19 protein-coding genes, 1 tRNA gene and 1 pseudogene are annotated in these 20,172 nt (G+C 66.3%); 7 read left to right on the top strand and 14 right to left on the bottom strand.

Annotated features, from left to right (window positions below; all coding sequences use genetic code 11):
* Positions 1-23 precede the first annotated feature (23 nt).
* Genes ACFY5A_RS14360 through ACFY5A_RS14335 form a run of 6 tightly spaced genes read right to left on the bottom strand, consistent with a single transcriptional unit; the run spans position 24 to position 4,918 of the window.
* On the bottom strand, positions 24-272 hold the full coding sequence (locus tag ACFY5A_RS14360; protein ID WP_344010131.1) for a twin-arginine translocase TatA/TatE family subunit: 249 nt from the start codon (positions 270-272) through the stop codon (positions 24-26).
* A gap of 31 nt (positions 273-303) precedes the next feature.
* Positions 304-1,293 (bottom strand): WYL domain-containing protein, encoded by a 990-nt coding sequence (locus ACFY5A_RS14355; protein WP_341942174.1) that lies wholly within the window; start codon positions 1,291-1,293, stop codon positions 304-306.
* Complete coding sequence (locus ACFY5A_RS14350) at positions 1,290-2,276, bottom strand: helix-turn-helix transcriptional regulator (protein WP_387235002.1); 987 nt, start codon at positions 2,274-2,276, stop codon at positions 1,290-1,292. The genes ACFY5A_RS14355 and ACFY5A_RS14350 overlap by 4 nt, the downstream gene beginning before the upstream one ends.
* On the bottom strand, positions 2,276-3,208 hold the full coding sequence (locus tag ACFY5A_RS14345; protein WP_341942175.1) for a hypothetical protein: 933 nt from the start codon (positions 3,206-3,208) through the stop codon (positions 2,276-2,278). Before ACFY5A_RS14345 ends, ACFY5A_RS14350 begins: the two co-directional genes overlap by 1 nt.
* A 10-nt stretch (positions 3,209-3,218) precedes the next feature.
* Positions 3,219-4,238, bottom strand: coding sequence for a tRNA (adenine-N1)-methyltransferase (locus tag ACFY5A_RS14340; protein ID WP_387234999.1), 1,020 nt, complete (start codon positions 4,236-4,238; stop codon positions 3,219-3,221).
* Positions 4,235-4,918 carry an HAD family phosphatase gene (locus ACFY5A_RS14335; RefSeq protein WP_341942177.1) on the bottom strand — a complete coding sequence of 228 codons (684 nt, stop codon included), beginning with the start codon at positions 4,916-4,918 and terminating at the stop codon, positions 4,235-4,237. Before ACFY5A_RS14335 ends, ACFY5A_RS14340 begins: the two co-directional genes overlap by 4 nt.
* 90 nt (positions 4,919-5,008) lie before the next feature.
* Here ACFY5A_RS14335 and ACFY5A_RS14330 point away from each other — a divergent pair, with 90 nt between their 5' ends.
* Positions 5,009-5,857: a PAC2 family protein gene (locus ACFY5A_RS14330; protein ID WP_387234996.1), complete on the top strand. Its 849-nt coding sequence runs from the start codon at positions 5,009-5,011 to the stop codon at positions 5,855-5,857.
* Here ACFY5A_RS14330 and ACFY5A_RS14325 read toward each other — a convergent pair.
* Positions 5,847-6,674 (bottom strand): undecaprenyl-diphosphate phosphatase, encoded by an 828-nt coding sequence (locus ACFY5A_RS14325; RefSeq protein WP_387234993.1) that lies wholly within the window; start codon positions 6,672-6,674, stop codon positions 5,847-5,849. The genes ACFY5A_RS14330 and ACFY5A_RS14325 overlap by 11 nt on opposite strands.
* A gap of 40 nt (positions 6,675-6,714) precedes the next feature.
* The gene (locus tag ACFY5A_RS14320; protein WP_341942179.1) at positions 6,715-8,010 is read right to left on the bottom strand and encodes a M20/M25/M40 family metallo-hydrolase; all 1,296 of its coding nucleotides are present in this window, start codon (positions 8,008-8,010) and stop codon (positions 6,715-6,717) included.
* Positions 8,011-8,123: 113 nt separating this feature from the next.
* Between ACFY5A_RS14320 and ACFY5A_RS14315 the strand changes: the two genes are divergently transcribed.
* Positions 8,124-8,206, top strand: a tRNA-Leu gene (locus tag ACFY5A_RS14315).
* A 117-nt stretch (positions 8,207-8,323) separates the two neighbouring features.
* Here ACFY5A_RS14315 and ACFY5A_RS14310 read toward each other — a convergent pair.
* Positions 8,324-9,418 carry a VIT1/CCC1 family protein gene (locus ACFY5A_RS14310; RefSeq protein WP_387234990.1) on the bottom strand — a complete coding sequence of 365 codons (1,095 nt, stop codon included), beginning with the start codon at positions 9,416-9,418 and terminating at the stop codon, positions 8,324-8,326.
* A gap of 98 nt (positions 9,419-9,516) precedes the next feature.
* Positions 9,517-11,259: a DEAD/DEAH box helicase gene (locus ACFY5A_RS14305; protein ID WP_105675019.1), complete on the bottom strand. Its 1,743-nt coding sequence runs from the start codon at positions 11,257-11,259 to the stop codon at positions 9,517-9,519.
* 125 nt (positions 11,260-11,384) lie between these two features.
* Between ACFY5A_RS14305 and ACFY5A_RS14300 the strand changes: the two genes are divergently transcribed.
* Positions 11,385-12,209, top strand: coding sequence for an SGNH/GDSL hydrolase family protein (locus ACFY5A_RS14300; protein ID WP_341942180.1), 825 nt, complete (start codon positions 11,385-11,387; stop codon positions 12,207-12,209).
* Here ACFY5A_RS14300 and ACFY5A_RS14295 read toward each other — a convergent pair.
* Positions 12,206-12,667 (bottom strand): annotated as a pseudogene (locus ACFY5A_RS14295) (TrmH family RNA methyltransferase); the annotation flags it as partial. The gene ACFY5A_RS14300 and the pseudogene ACFY5A_RS14295 sit on opposite strands and share 4 nt — an antisense overlap.
* A 136-nt stretch (positions 12,668-12,803) precedes the next feature.
* Here ACFY5A_RS14295 and ACFY5A_RS14290 point away from each other — a divergent pair.
* Positions 12,804-13,361, top strand: coding sequence for a recombinase family protein (locus ACFY5A_RS14290; protein WP_387234986.1), 558 nt, complete (start codon positions 12,804-12,806; stop codon positions 13,359-13,361).
* A gap of 29 nt (positions 13,362-13,390) precedes the next feature.
* On the opposite strand, the gene ACFY5A_RS14285 is transcribed toward ACFY5A_RS14290, so the two are convergent.
* Entirely contained in the window at positions 13,391-13,585 is a 195-nt protein-coding gene (locus ACFY5A_RS14285) for a hypothetical protein (RefSeq protein WP_387234983.1), read from the bottom strand.
* A 181-nt stretch (positions 13,586-13,766) separates the two neighbouring features.
* Between ACFY5A_RS14285 and ACFY5A_RS14280 the strand changes: the two genes are divergently transcribed.
* Positions 13,767-14,633 (top strand): hypothetical protein, encoded by an 867-nt coding sequence (locus ACFY5A_RS14280; RefSeq protein ID WP_387234980.1) that lies wholly within the window; start codon positions 13,767-13,769, stop codon positions 14,631-14,633.
* A gap of 39 nt (positions 14,634-14,672) precedes the next feature.
* Here ACFY5A_RS14280 and ACFY5A_RS14275 read toward each other — a convergent pair whose 3' ends face one another.
* Positions 14,673-15,668, bottom strand: coding sequence for a hypothetical protein (locus ACFY5A_RS14275; protein WP_387234977.1), 996 nt, complete (start codon positions 15,666-15,668; stop codon positions 14,673-14,675).
* Positions 15,669-15,729: 61 nt separating this feature from the next.
* Between ACFY5A_RS14275 and ACFY5A_RS14270 the strand changes: the two genes are divergently transcribed.
* Together ACFY5A_RS14270 and ACFY5A_RS14265 are read left to right on the top strand one after the other, a co-directional pair.
* Complete coding sequence (locus ACFY5A_RS14270) at positions 15,730-16,578, top strand: DUF4062 domain-containing protein (protein WP_378887253.1); 849 nt, start codon at positions 15,730-15,732, stop codon at positions 16,576-16,578.
* A gap of 347 nt (positions 16,579-16,925) precedes the next feature.
* Complete coding sequence (locus ACFY5A_RS14265; protein WP_387234974.1) at positions 16,926-19,106, top strand: hypothetical protein; 2,181 nt, start codon at positions 16,926-16,928, stop codon at positions 19,104-19,106.
* Between the two features lie 128 nt (positions 19,107-19,234).
* On the opposite strand, the gene ACFY5A_RS14260 is transcribed toward ACFY5A_RS14265, so the two are convergent.
* Positions 19,235-20,110: a TrmH family RNA methyltransferase gene (locus tag ACFY5A_RS14260; protein WP_387234971.1), complete on the bottom strand. Its 876-nt coding sequence runs from the start codon at positions 20,108-20,110 to the stop codon at positions 19,235-19,237.
* Between the last annotated feature and the right edge of the window lie 62 nt (positions 20,111-20,172).

The raw sequence follows: 20,172 nt of genomic DNA, 5'->3' as shown, positions 1-20,172 counted from the left end.
CGATTCGATGGCGGCCACGAAGGTCAGCTGACGCGATCGGGCCCGGCTACAGTGCCGCTGTCGGATGCCGTCGAGCCGCTGTTCTTCGGCGCTTCAGTGGAATCCGCCTGCCCCGCGGGCGCGTCTTCCTCGCGCATTGCCTTCATCTCGCCCTTGAAGACGCGGGCAGACTGCCCCATGCTCTTCGCGAGTGCCGGGAGCTTTGCAGCCCCGAACAACAGCAGCACGATGACGACAAGTGCCAACAGGTGCCAACCGGTCAAGCCAGCCATGGGGAACTCCTTAAGTCGGGGTTAACTGAGTCTAACGGGCAAAGCCGTCGGCAGGTTGGTGATAGAGCGCGAGTCCTGCGGCGGCCCACTCTCGGGTCGCACAGCGCGCGACCCCCGGATCGATCACTTCAAGCGCTCCCCCGAACCGCGCGGCGAGTCTCTTGATGCTGCGCGGGTCTGCGAGATGCAGCTGCGCGGTGACGAGTCCAGCGTCCGCGGCGACGTTGTCGGCCGACAGGAACGCGCCCAGCAGCGGGGCGACACGCTCGGGCACGCGTACGGTCACCTCTCCCTCGTCCGCCACCGTAGAGAAGGCCTCGGGAAGGTGATCTCCCCCGTGCGTGATCGGGATGTCCGTCAGGTGCGGGTCGCTCACCCTGTCGAGGTGGAACGTGCGCATCGCCTGACGCAGATGGCACCAGCCCTGCAGGTACCACTGCGCGTTGGTGATCAGGATCTGCACGGGGTCGACAGTGCGCGTCGTGGGGGTGGCATCCGGCGCCTGGTAGGTGAACGAGACGGCCACGCCGTCCTGCACGCCGCGGGCGACGACTTCGCGCACCTCGTCGACCGCGCTCGGCGCCACGACGACCTCGGCCGGAGCATCCGCCGCACCGCGCGAGAGCTTGGAGATGAGCCCCTTCACCAGCCCGGTGTCGGAGACCGCGGGCACGGCGGCGACCATCTGCAGGCCCGCCAGCAGCGCTGCGGCCTCGCGGGCGGTGAATCTCGGCACGCGACGGAGTGCGACGTCGTTGGTGATCTCGATGACGTCCTCGTCGTCGAGGAGATCCCAGTTGATGTCGAACATCTCCTGCGGCTGCTGCCAGTACCCGGAGTCCCCGGGCAGGCCGATCACCGTGAGCTTCTCGACCATCGCGCGCATCTCGTCGCGGCCCACGCCGAACTCGGCTGCCGCCTCATCGAGCGACACCTGACCGTGCTCCAGCAGGTAGGGGACGAGTGTGAGGTAGAGACGCACGCGCTCCGCAGCGAGGAGGGGCTTCGGCTGGGCGTTCATGCGCTCTTCTCCGAGTTGGCGTCGACGACCGCCTGCAGTCGTGCGATGACGGCGTCGCGGAGCGCGGCCGGCTCGACCACGCGCACCTCGGGGCCGTAGGACGCGAGCTCATCGGCGAGGATGTGCAGATCGACGAACGGCACGCGGATGCCCTGGGTCGCCGGACGAGCGCGGCGTCCCAGTCGCAGGGAGGCCTCCGTACCGGGGGTCACCTCGAGCAGAGCAGAGTTCCTCGCGGCGACCTCTTCGAGACCGGCCAGAGCCCGCTCCCCCGCACCCTCCCGCAGCTCGGAGGCGAAGGACGTGTTCGTGATCTTGACGGCGCCGACGATCCGGCTGAGCAGGAACATCCGATCGGCGTCCGCGTCGATGTCGATGCCGAAAACGTGCCACCTGGCCTCGTAGTCGACGAGCGCGAGGGGACGGATGCTGCGGCGTCGGGGCGCGTCCTCCCCGGGCTTGAGGTAGTCGAACGAGACGACCCTGCTCTTCTCGATCGCGTCCTGCAGCGGCGTGAACGCGGCGTCACGGGCCGTGATCCGCGGGGCGAACCCGATGATCGGCTCGTCGCCGTCGATGCCGAGCGCCCGGATCTTGCGGACGCCGGCCTGGGCATCGCCCGACACCGACTCCGCGCTCCACACGCTCCCGGCGAGCTGCAGGACAGCGAGCTCGGCGGGAGTGAACTCGATGTCGCTCGGGAGGTCGTACTCCGCCTGCGGGATGCGATAGCGGGCCTCGCGCAGATCGTTCGGGTCAGCGGCTTCGCCGATCGTCTCCACCGGTACGCCGAGCGTGCGCAGCTCGTCCTTGTCGCGCTCGAACATCTTCTCGAGGGCATCGGACCGCGCACCGGCATCCGCGCGCTGACGGTATCCGGAGACGTTGTCGAGGATCTGCTGCTTGGTGAGCCCGATGTCCGTCGCCATCAGGGCGACGACGAGGTTCGTCAGTCGCTCCTCTGCCGGGATGCGGGCGGCCATCACTTCCCCGCGGTCGTCACAGCGCCCAGGATGTCGACGACGTACGCCACGGCGCCTCCGCCGTTCGCAGCGGGGGTGACGACGAGGATCTGGGATCCGACCGGCTTGCCCACCAGGGCCTCCGCGACGGCCGGCGCCGAGGACGCGAGGTCGAGCATCGGGTTGGCGCCCCACGTGGTGTTGAGGACGGACTTGTCGTCCCAGTTGACCGCCGTGACGTTGACGACGGGCGTCTGCGTCTTCTCGAGCGGGTCGCCGTCGCCCTCGATGAGGGTCTGCACGACCTGCGAGGTGGGAGCCGCGGCGTCCGGGATGATCACGCCGGGGCGGCCGTCGGGGGCGCGCACGACGGTCGGGACGCCCCGGGCGTCGTTGAACTGGAGGGCGCCCTCTGCCCTGGAGCGGAACGTGTCGACGACGTCGATCACGAAGACGGGGTGGTCGTCGGCCTTGAGGCCGAAGTTCGACAGCTGCTCGGCGCCGAAGTCCTTCGGGGTGAGCGAGGCGATCACACGGGAGCCGCCGGTGACGCACTCCAGCACCTTGGCGAGCCCGGGCACCTGACCGGACCACGTGTCGATGTTGGACAGGTTGCCCGTGCTCTTGTCGTACGACGTCGCATAGACGAGGTCGCCGGTGTTGCCGCTGAAGATCGACAGCTCGGCCGTCATCACCTGCTGGCCGTTGACGAGCGGCAGCCCCTTGCCGGTGATGGTGTCGGCGTACGTCGTCTTCGTGCCCTTGACCGGTGTGTAGACGGTGACCTTGGGCTCGGTTCCGAGGTCGCCCTTCACGGTGACGGCGTCCTCGATGCCGGAGGAGTGCGTCGTCCGGTCGCACGAGGCGCCGTTGAACGTCGGCGCCGACGAGCAACCGGTCAGGGCGAGGACGGCAAGGCTGAGAGTGGCCACAACGGCGGACGTTTTACGCACGCGCTCAAGTCTATTCCGTCGGCGCGTCCGATTCGCGCGATGTCGCGGCGAGGCGCGCGCCGTCCGCGGCTTTCGCGGCCTCACGCGCGCGCTTGCGGAGGTTCTTGTCGTTGATCTCCCTGTCGCCGACCGCGCCGGGCGTCCAGAGCTCGACGTCCTCGTCGCCGTAGCTGCTCTTCGATGCTCTGCGCTTCACCGACGGCGCCACAGCACCGGGTGCGAGGCGGCGAGCGGTTAGCAGGAAGCCGGTGTGGGCGACCATACGGTGATCGGGGCGCACGGCGAGGCCCTCGACGTGCCAGCCGCGCACCATCGTCTCCGAGGCGTCGGGATCGGTGAACAGCCCGGTCCCGCGGATGTACTCGGCGACGCGGGACAGCTGCGTCGCGGTGGCCACGTAGCAGAGCACCACGCCGCCGGGGGTCAGTGCGTCGGCCACGACATCCATGCACTCCCACGGGGCGAGCATGTCGAGCACGACGCGGTCGACGCTCCCCGCGGGGAACTGGACGGGGAGCTCCTCGGCCAGGTCGCCCACCACGACGTCCCAGGTCTGCGGGGTCTCGCCGAAGAAGGTCGTGACGTTGCCGCGTGCGACGTCGGCGAAGTCGTCGCGACGCTCGAAGGACACGAGCCTTCCGGCCGGGCCGATCGCCCGCAGAAGGGAGAGCGACAGGGCGCCGGAGCCGACCCCTGCCTCGACCACGACGGCACCGGGAAAGATGTCGGCCTGCATGACGATCTGCGCCGCATCCTTCGGGTACACGATCGCCGCGCCGCGCGGCATCGACATCGCGAAGTCGCGCAGAAGGGGGCGGAGCGCGAGGTAGTCGTGCCCGGAGCTGTTCGCCACGACCGAGCCGTCTGGCAGGCCGATCAGATCCCGGTGACGGAGGACGCCCTGATGCGTGTGCAGCTCGCCGTCCTCTTTGAGGGTCACCGTGTGCAGGCGCCCCTTCGGCCCCGTCAGCTGCACGCGGTCGCCTTCGCGGAAAGGGCCGCTGGGGCGCTGTGCGCTGGAGGGGGTCATCGGGTGGCTCCTGTCAGGGACGTGATGCGGGTGAAGAGCTCGGAGAGGTCGGTCGCGCCGCGGTCGGCCAGCGTGGGCCAGAGCTCGTGTGCGCCGACCCCGTCGAGCGGGACGATGTGCGGCACCCCGAGGGCGACCGCTCCGGAGGCGATTCCGGCGCGCAGACCGGTCGGGGAATCCTCGATCACGACCGCATCGGCGATGTCGACGCCCAGGAGCGCCGCCGCCTGCAGATAGGGCTCGGGGTGCGGCTTGGCGTTGTCCACGTCGTCACCGGCGACGACGATGTCGAAGGCCTCGAAGTCGATGAGCTCGACGACGCTCAGAGCCATCCGCCGGAGCGACATGGTGACGAGGGCCGTCGGGATGCCGGCGTCGCGGAGGTCCTGGAGCAGCTCACGCGCTCCCGGGCGGAAGGGGACTCCCTGCGTGCGCAGAGACTCCTGCACGGCATCCGTGAGATGCGAGACGATCGCCTCCGCATCCATCTCGACCCCCGCGTTCTGAATGATGATCGCGCTGTCGATGAGGCCGCTGCCGACGAGCTGCAGAGCGTCCTCATGGGTCCAGGTGCCGCCGAACGACTCGATCAACGCCGTCTCTGCCGCCATCCAATACGGCTCGGTGTCGACGAGTGTTCCATCCATGTCCCAGAGGACTGCGCCCGGCTGTCTGCTCACCGGTCCATGTTAGCCGTGGCTCCGCCCGGGACCCGCCGCCTCGGACTAGCCTTGAGGGATACCCATCCACCGTCACGAAGGGAGCTCACGATGGATGTTCTCGGCTCGCGCATCATCATCGCCGCCTTCGACGGCTGGAACGACGCCGGCGAAGCAGCGAGCGGCGCCATCGCCGCACTCCGCGACATGACCGAGTACGACCTCGTGCACTCGATCAATCCCGAGCTGTACTTCGACTATCAGTACACGCGCCCCGCGACGAAGATGGATGCCGAGGGCCGACGACAGCTCACGTGGCCCGAGGCAGGACTCTGGCGCCCGCGTGATCCGGGCCCCGGACCGGAGTTCTGGCTCCTCACGGGTGTCGAGCCCGCTCGCACCTGGCAGGCCTTCGCCTCCGAGTTCATCGACGTCGCCCTGCGCGACGACGTCTCGGGTCTCGTCACGCTCGGGGCCATGCTCTCCGACGTCCCGCACACGCGGCCGATCTCGATCTTCGCGTCGAGTCAGAACGACGAGGTCCGCGAGGCGCACGGGCTCGAGCGCTCGCTGTACGAGGGGCCGGTCGGCATCCTCAGCGTGTTCGAGCACTTCGCCGAGAACGCCGGGATCCCCACCGCGAGCCTCTGGGCGAGCGTTCCGCACTACGTGGCGACGGCGACGCCCTCCCCCAAGGTCACGCTCGCGCTCCTGGATCGACTCGAAGAGCTCACCGGAGTCGACGTTCCCCGCGACCACCTGCGCACCGAGGCCGCCGCGTGGGAGGCGTCGATCGACGCGGCCGCGGCCGACGACGAGGACATGACGGAGTACATCCGCCAGCTGGAGCGAACCCGCGACACCTGGGACTCCCCCGACGCCTCCGGCGACGCGATCGCGCAGGCCTTCGAGCGCTACCTGCGTCGCCGTGGCGACGGGCCGGGCGACCTCAAGCGCTGATCACGCCCGTTCCGAGCAGGATGAGCAGCGCGGTGCCGAGAAGGATCCGGTAGACCACGAACGGCATGAAGCTGCGCTTGGAGATCCAGTTCATGAAGAACGCGATCACACCGAGGGCGACGACGAACGCGATGCCGGTCGCCGCGAGCGTCTCCCCGAACGAGAAGTGCTGGTTCGGCTCGTCCCACTTGTCGAAGAGCTGGTAGAAGCCACTGCCGAACACCGCAGGGATCGCGAGCAGGAACGCGTAACGAGCCGCCGCGGCGCGCTCATACCCCAGGAACAGCCCCATCGTGATGGTGCCGCCCGAGCGCGAGACTCCGGGGACGAGAGCGAGCGCCTGAGCGAAACCGTAGGCGATGCCGTGGGGGTAGGTCAGGTCGTTCAGGGTGCGCCGCTTGGCTCCGACGTAGTCGGCGATGCCGAGCAGGACGCCGAACACGATAAGCATCACGGCCACGATCCACAGGGACCGGAACACTGTCTCGATCTGATCCTTGAACACGATGCCGAGGACGACGATCGGGATGCTGCCGATGATGATCAGCCAGCCCATGCGCGCATCCGGATCGTTCCGCGGCACCTTGCCCGCGAGGGACTGGAACCATCGCGAAATGATCCGGACGATGTCCCGCCAGAAGAACACGACCACGGCCGCTTCCGTGCCGATCTGCGTGATGGCGGTGAACGCGGCGCCCGGGTCCTCCCCAGAGGGCAGGAAGCTGCCGACGATGCGCAGGTGCGCGCTGGACGAGATCGGCAGGAACTCGGTGAGTCCCTGCACGATGCCGAGGATGAGTGCTTCGAGCAGGTGCATGAAGGGCCTTCAGATCATGGATGCGCCGTACGGCGTCGGCTCAGTACGAGCGCAGCAGATCGGCCAGCACGCGCTGACCGAAGACAAGCGATTCTACGGGCACGCGCTCATCGACTCCGTGGAACATGCCTGTGAAGTCGAGATCGGCCGGGAGCTTGAGCGGGGCGAACCCGTACCCGGTGATGCCCAGATACGCGAGCGCCTTGTTGTCGGTCCCTGCACCCAGAAGGTACGGGATGACAGGGACACCGGGGTCGTGCGCGCCGATGCTCGCCACCATCGCGTCGACGAGGTCGCCCTCGAAGCCCGTCTCCATGCCGATGTCCTGCACCACGATCTCGATGGCGATCTCGTCGCCGACGATCTGCTGGAGCTGGGCGAGCACGTCGTCTTCGGTGCCGGGGATGACACGGACGTCGATCAGCGCCTCGGCCCGCTCCGGGATGACGTTGTGCTTGTACCCCGCCGTCAGCACGGTGGGATTGGTCGTGGTGCGGAAGGTCGAGCGGAGGAACGCCTCAGCAGGACCTGCGGCCGCTGCGAGGGCGTCCGGATCCTCCACGGAGCGTCCGGTGAGCTCGCTGAGCCCCGCCAGGAGCGCCTCCGTCGTCGGGGTGAGCCTGATCGGCCAGCGGGTCCGCCCGATCGCCGACACAGCCTCCGCGAGCCTGATGATCGCGTTGTCCTCATGCAGACGGCTGCCGTGCCCCGCGCGCCCCTTGGCGACGAGGCGGATCCAGATCAGCGCCTTCTCGCCGACCTGCAGCAGGTACGCCCGGTGGTCGTCGACCGTGATCGAGTAGCCGCCGACCTCGCTGATGGCCTCGGTCGCCCCAGCGAACCACTCCGGTCTGTTCTGCACGACGAGGGCGGAGCCCTCGACGCCGCCGTTCTCCTCGTCGGCGAAGAACGCGAGCACGAGGTCGCGCTCCGGCTGCTCTCCCGCGCGGAGGATGTCGGCGACGGCGGTGAGGATCATGGCGTTCATGTTCTTCATGTCCACGGCGCCACGGCCCCACAGCATGCCGTCCTTCACCACGCCGGCGAAGGGGTCGACGCTCCAGTCCTCGGCCATCGCGGGGACCACGTCGAGATGCCCGTGCACGACGAGCGCGGGCTTGCGGGAGTCACGGCCGGGAACGCGGGCCATGACGTTGGTGCGCCTGTCGATCGGCTCGTAGTACTCGACATGGAGTCCGAGACCCTCCAGGTAGCGCCCGACGTATTCGGCCGCCTCACGCTCCCCCTTGGCGTTGCCGCCGCCGAAGTTCGAGGTGTCGAAGCGGATCAGATCGCTGGCGATGCGGACGACCTCGGGGAGCGACGGATCTGTCATGCGTTCAAGGCTATCGAACGGCTGAGGCGCGCCCGGGCGTCGCCGCCGGTTTCTGAGTCCCCCTCCGCTCGTGCTAATGTAAATCTTCGTTCGGCAACGAACATCCAACACCTGCGCGGGTGGCGGAATGGTAGACGCGCTACGTTGAGGTCGTAGTGCCCGTAAGGGCGTGGGGGTTCAAGTCCCCCTCCGCGCACAGAACGAAGAAGAGCCCCGATCCGGTTGGATCGGGGCTCTTCTTCTTTTCGTCGCGCGTGCGGATTCGTCGCGCGACGAAGTGCACGAGAACGATGCGGCCGGGGCCGGCGCGGTCTCAGACCGCGCCGACTCCGAACACCAGTCCGAGCACATAGGTGATGGCGGCGGCGCCGAAGCCGATCGCCAGCTGGCGCAGGGCGCGCCGCAGCGGCGGACCGCCCGACAGGATGCCGACCATCGCGCCCGTGGAGAGCAGCGCCACGCCCACCAGGACCAGGGCCACGACGACGGCCGTCGTCCCCTGCAGGCCGAAGATCCACGGCAGCACGGGAATGATCGCTCCTGATGCGAACAACAGGAAGCTCGAGATGGCGGCCGTCCAGTCGCTTCCCACGATCTCGTGGTCGTCTCCCTGGGTGCGCACCGGTCCGGTCGTCGTCCGCAGAACGCCCGCGCGGGCGGCGGCCACGATCCGATGTGCGCGCCGCAGGGCCTCCTCCTGCTCCATGCCCCGGGCGCGGTACACGAGGGCGAGCTCGTTCTCGTCGATGTCGAGATCGCCGGCGGAAGCCGCGGCATCCTCGTTCGCCTCCGTGGCGGCCAGCAGCTCGCGCTGCGAGCGCACCGACACGAACTCCCCCGCGCCCATCGACAGGGCGCCGGCGAGCAGTCCCGCGATGCCGCTGAACAGCACGAAGCCGGAGCTGACTCCGGTCGCCCCGATGCCGAGCACGAGGGCGAGGTTGCTGACGAGACCGTCATTCGCTCCGAACACCGCAGCGCGGAAGGAACCGGAGAGCCGTCGGCGGCCGCGTGCGGCGAGCCCTCTGACGACCTCGAAGTGCACCTTCTCGTCGGCGCGCATCGCCGGCGTCGCCCACTTCTCGGTGTCGTAGGGTGATCGGGCCTCTGCGCTCTGGGCGAGGGCGAGCACGAAGATCGAGCCGAACCGCCCGGCCATCCAGCCGAGGGTGCGGGAGCGCAGACCGGCCTTGGGCAGGCGTGCGGGTTCCGCACCGAGCAGGTCGAGCCAGTGCTGCTCGTGGCGACGCTCGGCATCCGCGAGGCTGAGCAGGATCTCGCGCTCCTCGCCCGTGCGCCTGGCGGCCAGCTTCTGGTACACGAGGCCCTCGGCGCGCTCCTCCACGAGGTAGCGCGCCCAGCGGCGGCGATCGGCAGTGGTGGGCTCTGCGGCAGCGGGGGCTGTCATGCTTCCTCCTGGTCGGGGACAACCGTTCCACGCTATCCGGGAGGGTGGCGGCGGCTCCCACTCAGGCGAGGATTGCCAGGATTTCGGGTTTCCGAAGGTCAGGAGCGCACCCGCTTGCGCAGCACCTCGATACGCGACTGGAGCTGCGTCACCGTGGCCTGAGCGACCGCGGGGCCGCCGCAGATGCGACGGAGTTCGGCGTGCACCGATCCGTGGGGCTCGCCTGTCTGGCGCGCGTAGAGGCCGACGAGGCTGTTCAGCAGCTGCCGCTGCTCTTTGAGAGTGCGATGCAGGGGCGCGGGGAGCGTCGTGGTCTCGAGCGGATCCGCCGTCGCCTCGCGCGTCTCCCGCAGACGGGACTGGCGCGCCTGGCGCTGCATCAGGAGCTCGTGCACGTGCTCCGGTTCGAGAAGCCCGGGGAATCCGATGAACTCCTCCTCCTCCGGTGTGCCGGGCTCGGCGAGCTGGCCGAACTCCTTGCCGTCGAAGACCACCCTGTCGAAGTGGGCGACTGAGGAGATCGCCTGGTAGCTGAACTCCTGCGTCAGCGCGTCGGAGGCGTCGTCCTCACGGTTCGCGCTCTCCAGCAGCGAGTCGTCGAGGCCGTCGGCATCCTTGTCCTGACGGTCCAAGGCGTGATCGCGCTGCTTCTCCAGCTCGTTGGCGAGCCCCATGAGCACAGGGACGTTGGGCAGGAAGACGCTCGCGGCCTCACCCCGCCTGCGGGCGCGCACGAAGCGACCGATCGCCTGCGCGAAGAACAGCGGCGTGGAGGATGACGTGGCGTACACGCCGACCGCGAGGCGAGGCACGTCCACGCCCTCCGACACCATGCGGACGGCGACCATCCAGCGCTCGTCGGTGGCGGAGAACTTCTCGATCCGCTCGGACGCGGAGGCGTCGTCCGACAGCACGATCGTGGGCTGCCGACCCGTGATGCTGTGCAGGATCTTCGCGTAAGCGCGTGCGACGGTCTGATCCGTCGCGAGCACGAGACCGCCCGCGTCGGGGATGTGGTGCCTGATCTCGGTGAGACGACGATCCGCGGCCGACAGCACGGCGGGCATCCACGAGCCCTCCGGATCGAGAGCGGTGCGCCAGGCCTGGGAATTGACGTCCTTGGTGTTGTCCTGCCCGAGGTGCGCCTCGAGCTCATCCCCCGCGCTCGTGCGCCAGCGCATCTTGCCCGCGTACATGTGGAACAGCACCGGCCGCACGACGCCGTCGGCCAGCGCGCGCCCGTACCCGTAGCTGTAGTCGGTGCTCGAGATGCGGGCTCCGGACTCGTCGGGCAGGTACTCGACGAACGGGATCGGAGCGGTGTCGCTGCGGAACGGAGTACCCGACAGCAGCAGACGGCGCTTCGCAGGTCCGTAGGCGTCGCGGATCGCGTCGCCCCAGCTCAGCGCGTCGCCGCCGTGGTGCACCTCGTCGAGGATCACCAGGGTCTTCGCATCCTCGGTCAGATGCCGGTGCACGGAGGACTTCGCGGCCACTTGCGCGTAGGTCACCACGACGCCGTGATAGTGCCGCGCCGGCGCCCAGTGGCTGTTCTTGAAGTGCGGATCGAGCCGGATGTGCACGCGCGCCGCGGCGTCGGCCCACTGGGTCTTGAGATGCTCCGTGGGCGCCACGACGATGATCCGGTTGACCTCGCCGATGCGCATGAGCTCGACCGCGAGGGTGAGGGCGAACGTCGTCTTGCCTGCGCCCGGCGTCGCGGCGACGAGGAAGTCCCGCTGATCCGCCTGGAAGTACTGCTCCAGCGCCTCCTGCTGCCAGGCCCGCAGCTTGTTCGCGGTACCCCACGGGGCGCGCTGAGGAAAGGAGGGGGAAAGCATCCCTTCAACGATAACGCCGCCTCCGACACTCGACGCGCGCCCGCCGTGGCGAGCGATTGCCGGGTAGGCTCGGACACTGCGCCGCCGCGATCAATGGACGGCGCTCGTTCGCGAAGGAGAGCTGGATGACAGACCAGGATTCGACTCGGACCCCCTACGTGGCCAACGAGACCTCGCATCCGTGGCGGCGCTTCGTCGCCGTGGGCGACTCGTTCACCGAAGGCATCGGCGATCCTGATCCCTCGGTGCCCGGGGGCCACCGGGGCTGGGCGGATCGCGTGGCCGCTGTGCTCTCCGAGCAGGTCGACGACTTCGCGTACGCGAACCTCGCCGTGCGCGGGAAGCTCATCGCGCAGATCGCCGAGGACCAGATCGAACCCGCCGTCGCGCTGCGGCCCGACCTCATCTCGATCTGCGCGGGCGGCAACGATGTGATCCGCCCCGGCACCGATCCCGACGCGATCGCGGTGCAGCTGGAGGACGCCGTCACGCGTCTGGCGTCGACGGGCGCGGCGATCGTCCTGTTCACGGGCATCGACACCGGCTTCACCCCCGTGTTCCGCCCGTTCCGCGGCAAGGTCGCCATCTACAACGAGAACGTCCGCGCGATCGCCGACCGCCACGACTGCATCGTCGCCGATCAGTGGGCGCTCAAGGTCGTCCAGGACATGCGCTTCTTCGACGACGACCGACTGCACTACAACGCACTGGGTCATCATGAGGTGGCCCGGATGGTGCTCAGGGCGCTGAACGTGCCCAACGACCTCGAGGCCATGCAGCCGGAGCCGCTTCCGGTGCGTACCTGGCGCGAGGCCAGGGCCGAAGATCTCGGGTGGGCGCGCGAGCACCTGGTGCCCTGGGTGCTCCGTCGCCTGCGTCACCAGTCGTCGGGCGACCACGTCGAGGCGAAGCGGCCGGAGCCTGCGCCTTTCCTCCGCCGCGAGGACTAGGGCTTCATCGCCCACAGTGCGACGGCGGCCGCGGCGGCGACGTTGAGCGAATCCACGCCGCCCGTCATCGGGATGGTCACGATCGCGTCGGCGTTCGCGAGCGCGTCGGCGGAGAGTCCCTCCCCCTCCGAGCCCATCATGAGCGCCACCCTCTCCGGGCGGTTCTTTGCGTAGGCGTCGAGAGACACGGCGTCGTCCCGCAGCGCGAGCGCGGCCAGGCGGATATCCGCTGCCCGCAGGTCGGCGACCGCGGCGTCCCAGTCCGTGATGCGGGTCCACGGCACCTGGAAGACCGTCCCCATACTGACGCGCACGCTCCGTCGGTAGAGCGGGTCCGCGCAGCGCGGCGACACGAGCACGGCATCCGCACCGAGCCCCGCCGCCGCACGGAACGCCGCGCCGATGTTGAGAAGGGTCGCAATTCCCTTTACCTCAGATTTGAGGCAAGTCGGTCCGGGGTCGGGACGTTGGGAGGTTCCTCATCGGCGGTGATTACCCAGGTCAGTCGGTCATTTCGCGTGGCAGTGCTCAGGATGCCTGGCGAGCCATGTTCAATAAGGGCATGACCTCCCCGCCTTCCTCATCCCGTTTCCTATGGTGAGGTTCGTCGGCCTGGTTCGAGTGACAAAGGTCGCGGAGGAGGTCGAGCATCAGCGGGCGACGCTGAAGGCGGTTTGCTCGCAGGTCTTCGAGGAAGAAGCGAGCCGGCGGTTGCTGATCCGATCGCGCCCTGCGCTTCAAGCTGCTGTGGGGGCGCTCGGGACGGACGACGTGCTCGTGATCGTGCGCGTCAAGCACCTCACGCAGAACTTCGTCGATGGGTGGCGTGTCCTGCTCGACCTGCTTCGACAAGATACGCCGGTTCGAGTGCTGGAAGGAAGCGACGCAGGCAGCTACCGGGCGGAATCTGAGTTCAACGCAAATGTACGAGAGATCACGCGGATGGAGGCGAAGATGCGAAGCGACGACATCAAGAGGGGTATGGAGGCCGCTCGACAGCGCGGCTCCGTGATCGGCCGTCCGCGAGTCGTGGACGAGGAGGTCCGGCTGGCGATCATGCACCAGCGACACGACGGCGCAGCGCTGCGCGCGATCGCGCGGAACGTCGGCGTCTCCGTGGGCACCGTTCACGCCGTCGTAGCCAATGCCTAGCGACGAGCACGTCAGGGCATGTCTTCACATCAGAGCCAGCCCACCTGCTGAACGGTCGCATCCCGACCTGCCGCGATCCGGAACGGTCGCAGCCGAGCGAGCAACCACGCGCCGCGACGACGTTCCCGGCGCAGAGTCCACACGCGGAGCGTCGCACGGGTCTCGCGACGGGACGCGACGAGCGCGACATGGATGGGTCCGAGGCTCACACGGGTGCTCGTCATGCCTTCATCCTCCCAGGGTGGACAAGCCGTCGATTTCAGCATCGGCCAACTCACGCAGGTGCAGCACGCGGCCGGTCGTCCACGACTCCCGGATCCCAATGTCCGAGGACGGCAGAATAGCCGAGCACGGCTCGGCGCGACTCAGGATTGGCCGACCGCTAGCGTTCCCTAGGATCGAATCGTGAACCGACGAGCCGCATGGACAGTGATCGCTGCCATTGTTGCCTTTGCTCTCTTCTGCATGAGCGTGCTGCTATGGGGATCCTGGTGGCGATTTCCAGGAATGCCAACCGCCGAAGAATGGTCGGCGCTCTTCGGCGCGACCGCGCTGATCGCTCTCGGGTTCGCTTGGTACCAGATCCGCCAGGTCGATCAATCCAACAAGGCGCTGATCGCCTCCAACGAACATTCCCAGCACGTGAACGCAGAAGCAGTCAGACCGCGCGTTCAGGTTGCGCTTCGCGCTGACCGGACCGTCTTGAAAGAGCGAGGCGGTCCCGTCACGGGGACTCTGTATATCGCCGTACGCAACATCGGCGTGAGCCCCGCGATTAACGTAAAGCTGCGCGTGTCGCCTCCGTTCACGTCCTTGGAGACCTTCTTCAAGCCCGGAATGATGGGCCAGCACTTCGAGGAAGTGAACCGGGTGTTCAACGGCGAAACTGCCTTTCCGACGCTGAACCCGGGGAACTCTTACATCTGGTTCCTGGGACGCGCACCCGAGCTCTTCGAAGAATCTGCGCACATTCCCCGTCGCTGGACCGTCGAGGCGGAGTACATCGGCACGATATCGGACAAACCTTTCCACGACACGTTCATCTTGGATCTGGACGTCGAGAAGCGCATAGAGCTCCCGGTGGACCCGCTGATTCGCATCGGGAAAGACATTCAGGTCGTGGGCGAGAAGCTGGAGCGCATCAGGAACGCGACGCCCCGAACCTTCAACTTGGGCGAAGAGACGTTGGCAACGCTCCGCGGACCTCAATCAGCCTTCAGACCGCGCCTTCGCATGCGTCAACGTCAATTCAGGGGACGCATCGATCCGTAGATGAAGTTCAGGAGTCGCTCGCCCGCGAGGCGACCCACGTCAGTAGCTGCCTGCAGTCCAGTAGGCGTACAGCTCGCCGGCATCCGTAATGCCCCTTCGATAGCCGATAGCCGACATCCACCCGACGGCGATCTCGCAGAGCTCGCCGGTCGTGGACGCAAGCTGATCCAACGTCATGGGTTGATCGGCTGGACTCAACCGATGAAAGGCCGCGCTCCATTTCGCCCAATGATCCGCCAGGTATCGGTCCCACTTCTCAGGAACCGGTCGAGGAACCACCGGAGCGCCGGCGTCATCCAGCCCGACTTCCGCAGACAGGTACGCGATGACCCGTATGAACGCGCTGGCGGCATGATCGCTCGCCTCCGCGTGTTTGGCAATGTCTGCACGCCAACCTCTGCTTGCGGCCGCCAGCGCGGATGACAGGTGATCGAGTGCGCCTGGCAGACCTTCAACATGAGAGTACGGCGAGAGGATGTTCTGACGCACATGTCGCTCAATGCGAAAATCATCGATGTCGCGAGCCACGATGTGCGACCACCCCGCCGCTGAGGGGTCGAGGTCAGCGAGCTCACGATACACCTCGGCGTTCTCGCCTCGAGTCATGAGAAGCGCGTGACCAGCTTCATGTCGCCCGAGATGCCTTGCGGTGGCAAGGGCATGTTCGACCACCTCTTCAAGTGAGTCCGACTCGATGGGCGGGAAGGCCAGGTTGCTCGCGTCGAGGATGAAAAGGAAGGTTCCATCTCCCTGAGGCAATGTGAGGCCGCCGACGTAGCCCGCGCCGCGAGTCGTCGTGTACCCAAACTGCTGAGATCGATGATCCAGTGCGTTTACAGTGGCGCTCAGATCGCCGGTCAGAATCAGTCGCCAGCGGCTGGGATCGGGCATCAACGCAAGAATCTGGGTCGCGATCTCGCCGAGAAGGTTGTACCTGTCAATCAGAAGACCCAATGCCAAGTTGAGCACATGGCTTTCTCCGACATGTTCAAGCGTCACTGTGAACTCCCGTGCCGCGTCGCCCTTCTCGTCCATACTTCCGTCTTAGCCGGTGCCTCCGACGTTCAATGTCCGAACCGCTCCCTAGAGTGTCTGTGTGACCCAACTCGCAACTGTCGTGAACGTGATGATCGCCTCTCCATCGGACATCCCCGCCGCACGAGACGCCGTCGATCGGGCGCTACGGAGTTGGAACAGCACCAACACGCCTGGCCGCGGGTTCGTTCTGCACCCACTTCGCTGGGAGACCGACTCCGTGCCGATGCTCGGGCACCACCCGCAAGCCATCCTCAATGAGCAGCTCCTCGCCAAGGCCGATATCGTCATCGCGCTTTTCGGGAGTCGCGTCGGGAGCGAGACGCCGAACAGCATCTCCGGCACCGTCGAAGAGATCGAAGGCGCTGTCGCGAACGGGAAGCCAGTGCACCTCTACTTCTCCGAAGCACCCCATCCCGCCGATGTCGACCTCGCCCAGCTCCAGGCGCTGAGGGACTTCCGCGCTGCGCTGCAGGAGAGGGGCCTGTACGGGAGTTTCGAGAACGAGGACGAACTCCTGACGAAGGTCTGGAGCGCGGTCGAGATGGACCTTCGAGACATCATCCAGCCGCTCCACACGACCCCCTCACGGCCCGCTCCGCCAAGTGAGCGGTTCCTCATCCAGGGCCAGAGGGAACGTGAGCCCAAGGTGGATGGCAAGGGCCGCGTCCGGTATGAAACCCGCCGCTGGGTCGAAATCACAAACCGAGGGTCCGATGATGTGACCGACGTCGTGATGGAAGCGGCGAGCGACGGGATGCTGCTTCCGGGATGGGAGCAGCCAAGAACGGTGCACGCCGGGCAGAAGCAGACCGCAGCGTACTGGCTCCACATGGGCGGCGGAGTGCCACGCGTCCGTCTGAAATGGATGGAGAACGGTGAACCACAGAGCAAGGAATACGACATCTAACATACGGATGACGTTCTCTCAGAGCAGCGACGAGAAGCGGAACCTCGATGCGTCGAAGACCACGTAACTCGACGTTGCAGCCGTGGCAGTTTGTCGCCTAGGGGTTTCAGCGTTGGCGCATGTTCTCGGCCCCGTCGGCCTTGCCGACGTAGTGACGTCCGTCGCGCGTGCCGGTGATGAGTAGGTACCGACGACTGACGACAGCGCCGTTCGCCACGCGGCATGGCAGTGATGGCGCATGATCCGCAGGCCTTGTCGCGTAGCCTGTCGGTAAGGTCGCTGGCTGCTTTCATTCAGACAGCCGACGTATCCGGCAATAAGTCTGTGAGTGCCAATACGCTGATGACATGAAGACGCTGAAGGTTGAGCTGACCAACTGCCACGGGATCCGATCGCTCGACGCGAAGCTGGACTTTGGCGGCAAGAACGCGGTTGCGATTTACGCACCCAACGGCACGATGAAGACGTCGTTCGCCCGTACTTTCAAGGACTTTGCCAAGGGCGAGGAAACCGTCGACCATGTGTTCCCTGACCGCGCATCCTCACGCTCCATCACCGATGAGTACGGTCAGTCGCCCGACCCGGATGACGTTGCTGTCGTTCTCTCCTATGACGAGGAACTGGGGCCGACGGAATCCACGTCGACGCTGCTCGTCAATTCGGCGCTGCGCAAGGAGTACGAGGCGCTCCAGGTGTCTCTGCTCGACGCCAGGGACGCTCTGGTAGTTGCACTGGCCACCCAGGCGGGGACGAAGCAGGACGTCATCGCGACTGTCTCCCGCGTCTTCACGCAGAACGAGGAAAAATTCTTCGACGCACTCATTCGCGTCGAGTACGAGATCGAACAGCTCGATGACGCGCGGTTCGCCGATCTGCCGCACGACCTCCTCTTCAACGACAAGGTGGCCACGGCGCTCAAGGGTGCCGGTGTTCAGGCGCAACTCGCGGACTACGTGACCAGGCTCAATCAGCTATTGGACGAGTCGACATTCTTCAACCGCACTTCATTCTCGTACTACAACGCGACCAACGTGACCAAGAGCCTCGGAGCCAACGGCTTCTTCCAAGCGCAGCACTCGTTGCTGCTGCACGGCGAGGACGAGCCGCGCCGGATCACAAGTGATGCCGACCTGCAGGCGCTCATCACGGAAGAAAAGGCTCGGATCAGTGACGACGCCGCACTGCGCAAGAAGCTGGACGGCGTCGAGCGCGCCGTCCAGCGCAACGAGGACACGAGGAAGTTCTTCGAGTTCATCGCCAATCGGGAAGATCTCCTTCCGGAGTTCGCCAACGTCGAGAACTTCCACCAGGACGTGTGGAAGTCGTACCTCAAGGCACACGAAGAGGCCTTCAAGCGAGTCGTGGAGTGTTACAAGGAGACAGAGGTGCGCCGCAAGGAGATCGAGCGGCAGGCGGCGACCGAGAGCACCCAGTGGGACAACGTCATTCGGATCTTCAACGAGCGATTCTTCGTGCCCTTCACCCTCCGGGCGGAGAACAAGCACCGTGTCGCGCTCGGACAGGAGACCATGCTCAAGCTGGTCTTCGAGTTCAACGACGGCAACGAATCCGCAGGCGTCGAACGGGACGAACTGCTATCAGTGCTGAGCAACGGGGAGAAGAAGGCGCTCTACATCCTCAACGTTCTCTTCGAGATGGAGGCGCGCAAGGCGTCGGGGCGAGAGACAATCTTCGTCATCGACGACCTCGCCGACTCTTTCGACTACAAGAACAAGTACGCCATCATCCAGTACTTGAAGGAGATGTCTGATTACGCCAACTTCAAGCTGATTCTTCTGACGCACAACTTCGACTTCTTCCGCACTCTGCTCAGCCGCGGCGTTGTCGGTTACAACAAGTGTTTCATGGCGCAGAAGGGCGAAGGTAAGGTCACGCTCGCCCAGGCCAGCCACGTTAGGAACCCGTTTATCAACGGCTTCAAGCAGAATTTCTTCGACGACGGCATGCAGCGCATCGCCTCGATCCCTTTCGTTCGCAACATCCTCGAGTACACGAGGGGCGAGGACGACCCCGACTACCTGACGCTGACCTCGCTGCTGCATTGGAAGGCAGATTCCGCGTCCATCGACAACGCCGAGCTCGACCGGATCTTCAACGAGACGTTCCAGGTGAGCGAGAAGAAGTCGTGGAATACCGGTGACAGACCGGTGATCGACCTTCTGCTCGAGCAGGCCGAAGCGGCGCTCGTCGCTGCGGAGGGCATCAACTTCGAAAACAAGATCGTGCTCTCGATCGCCACACGCATGGTTGCGGAGAAGCACATGGTGGAGGAGCTGGCGGACCTCGCCTTCACCGATGGAATCACGGGGAACCAGACCCACGCCTTGTTCCAGGCTTTCAAGAGCCGTGAGCACGGCACCGCGGACTCTCTCCGCGCTCTCGACGACGTGGTGCTCATGACCCCAGAGAACATCCACGTGAACTCGTTCATGTACGAACCGATCATCGACCTCTCGGACACAGCCCTTCGGGAGCTCTACAGGCGGGTCAAGGAGCTCGCGGAATGAGAAGCGTCGACAACAATGCACTTCCTCCAGGTCCTGCGAGAAGCACATTCTGAGAGCGTCGCATACGACGCCACGTCCCAATGCCGGGTCAGGGCATCGATCAGGACTGACTCGTGGACGTGTCGGGATCACCTGGTCGCATAGAACGTGACTGCCGAAGCAGCTGCGACGTTCAGCGAGTCGACGCCGCCCATCATCGGAATCGTCACTCGGCGATCGAGCAGCGCATCAGTTCGAGCCGTGATCCCGAATCCCTCGGAACCGAAGACAAGCGCGAGCTTCTCATGGTCCTCGGCAACGAGCTCATCCAACGTGATCGCCCCCTCTCCCAACGTCATCCCGGCGACCACGTAGCCGGCGTCCTTGAGCACGTCCATGCCTGATGGCCACTCAGGGATGCGCGTCCACGGGACCTGGAATACGGTGCCCATCGACACCCGCACGGAGCGGCGATAGAGCGGGTCGGCACAGTCCGGCGTGACGAGAACAGCACCCACGCCCAGCGCAGCGGCCGATCTGAACAGAGCCCCGACGTTCGTATGATCGGTCACGCCTTCCAAGATCGCGATGCGAGATCGATTCTTGGCTGGTGGTGTTTTGGAACACCACACGTTGGTGTGGTCGCCGATCCCCTCGAGGATCAGAACCAGCGAGGCGCCCGCCACGACGTCGGCGACAGAGTGCAGTGGCGGCCTGTGCATGGAGGCCAGAGCTCCACGGTGCACCGCGAATCCCGTCACCGCCTCGGCCACCTCATCCGGGACGACGTAGACCGGGACGTCGTGCTCCGAGAGGAGGGAGCGGATGCCGTCGACCCATCGCCTCTGCACCATCACGGAGCGCGGGCGGTGGCCGGCACGCACCGCACGCTCGATGACCTTCGCGGACTCGGCGATGTACAGGCCGCCCGCCGGCTCGGACACCGCCCGCAGCGCCGTGTCCGTGAGGGCGCGGAAGTCGTCCAGTCGGGGGTCCGCTGCGGAGGTGACGTCGAAGAGTTCCATAGGCCTCCACTGTGGCACGTGCGACGCCGTCGCCTCCGCCGAGCGTCGTAGACTCGCACAGG

The organism is Microbacterium sp. NPDC012755 (assembly GCF_042901325.1).
In the GTDB taxonomy this organism is placed as follows: domain Bacteria; phylum Actinomycetota; class Actinomycetes; order Actinomycetales; family Microbacteriaceae; genus Microbacterium; species Microbacterium natoriense.
This window is presented reverse-complemented; position numbering and strand designations above follow the sequence as displayed.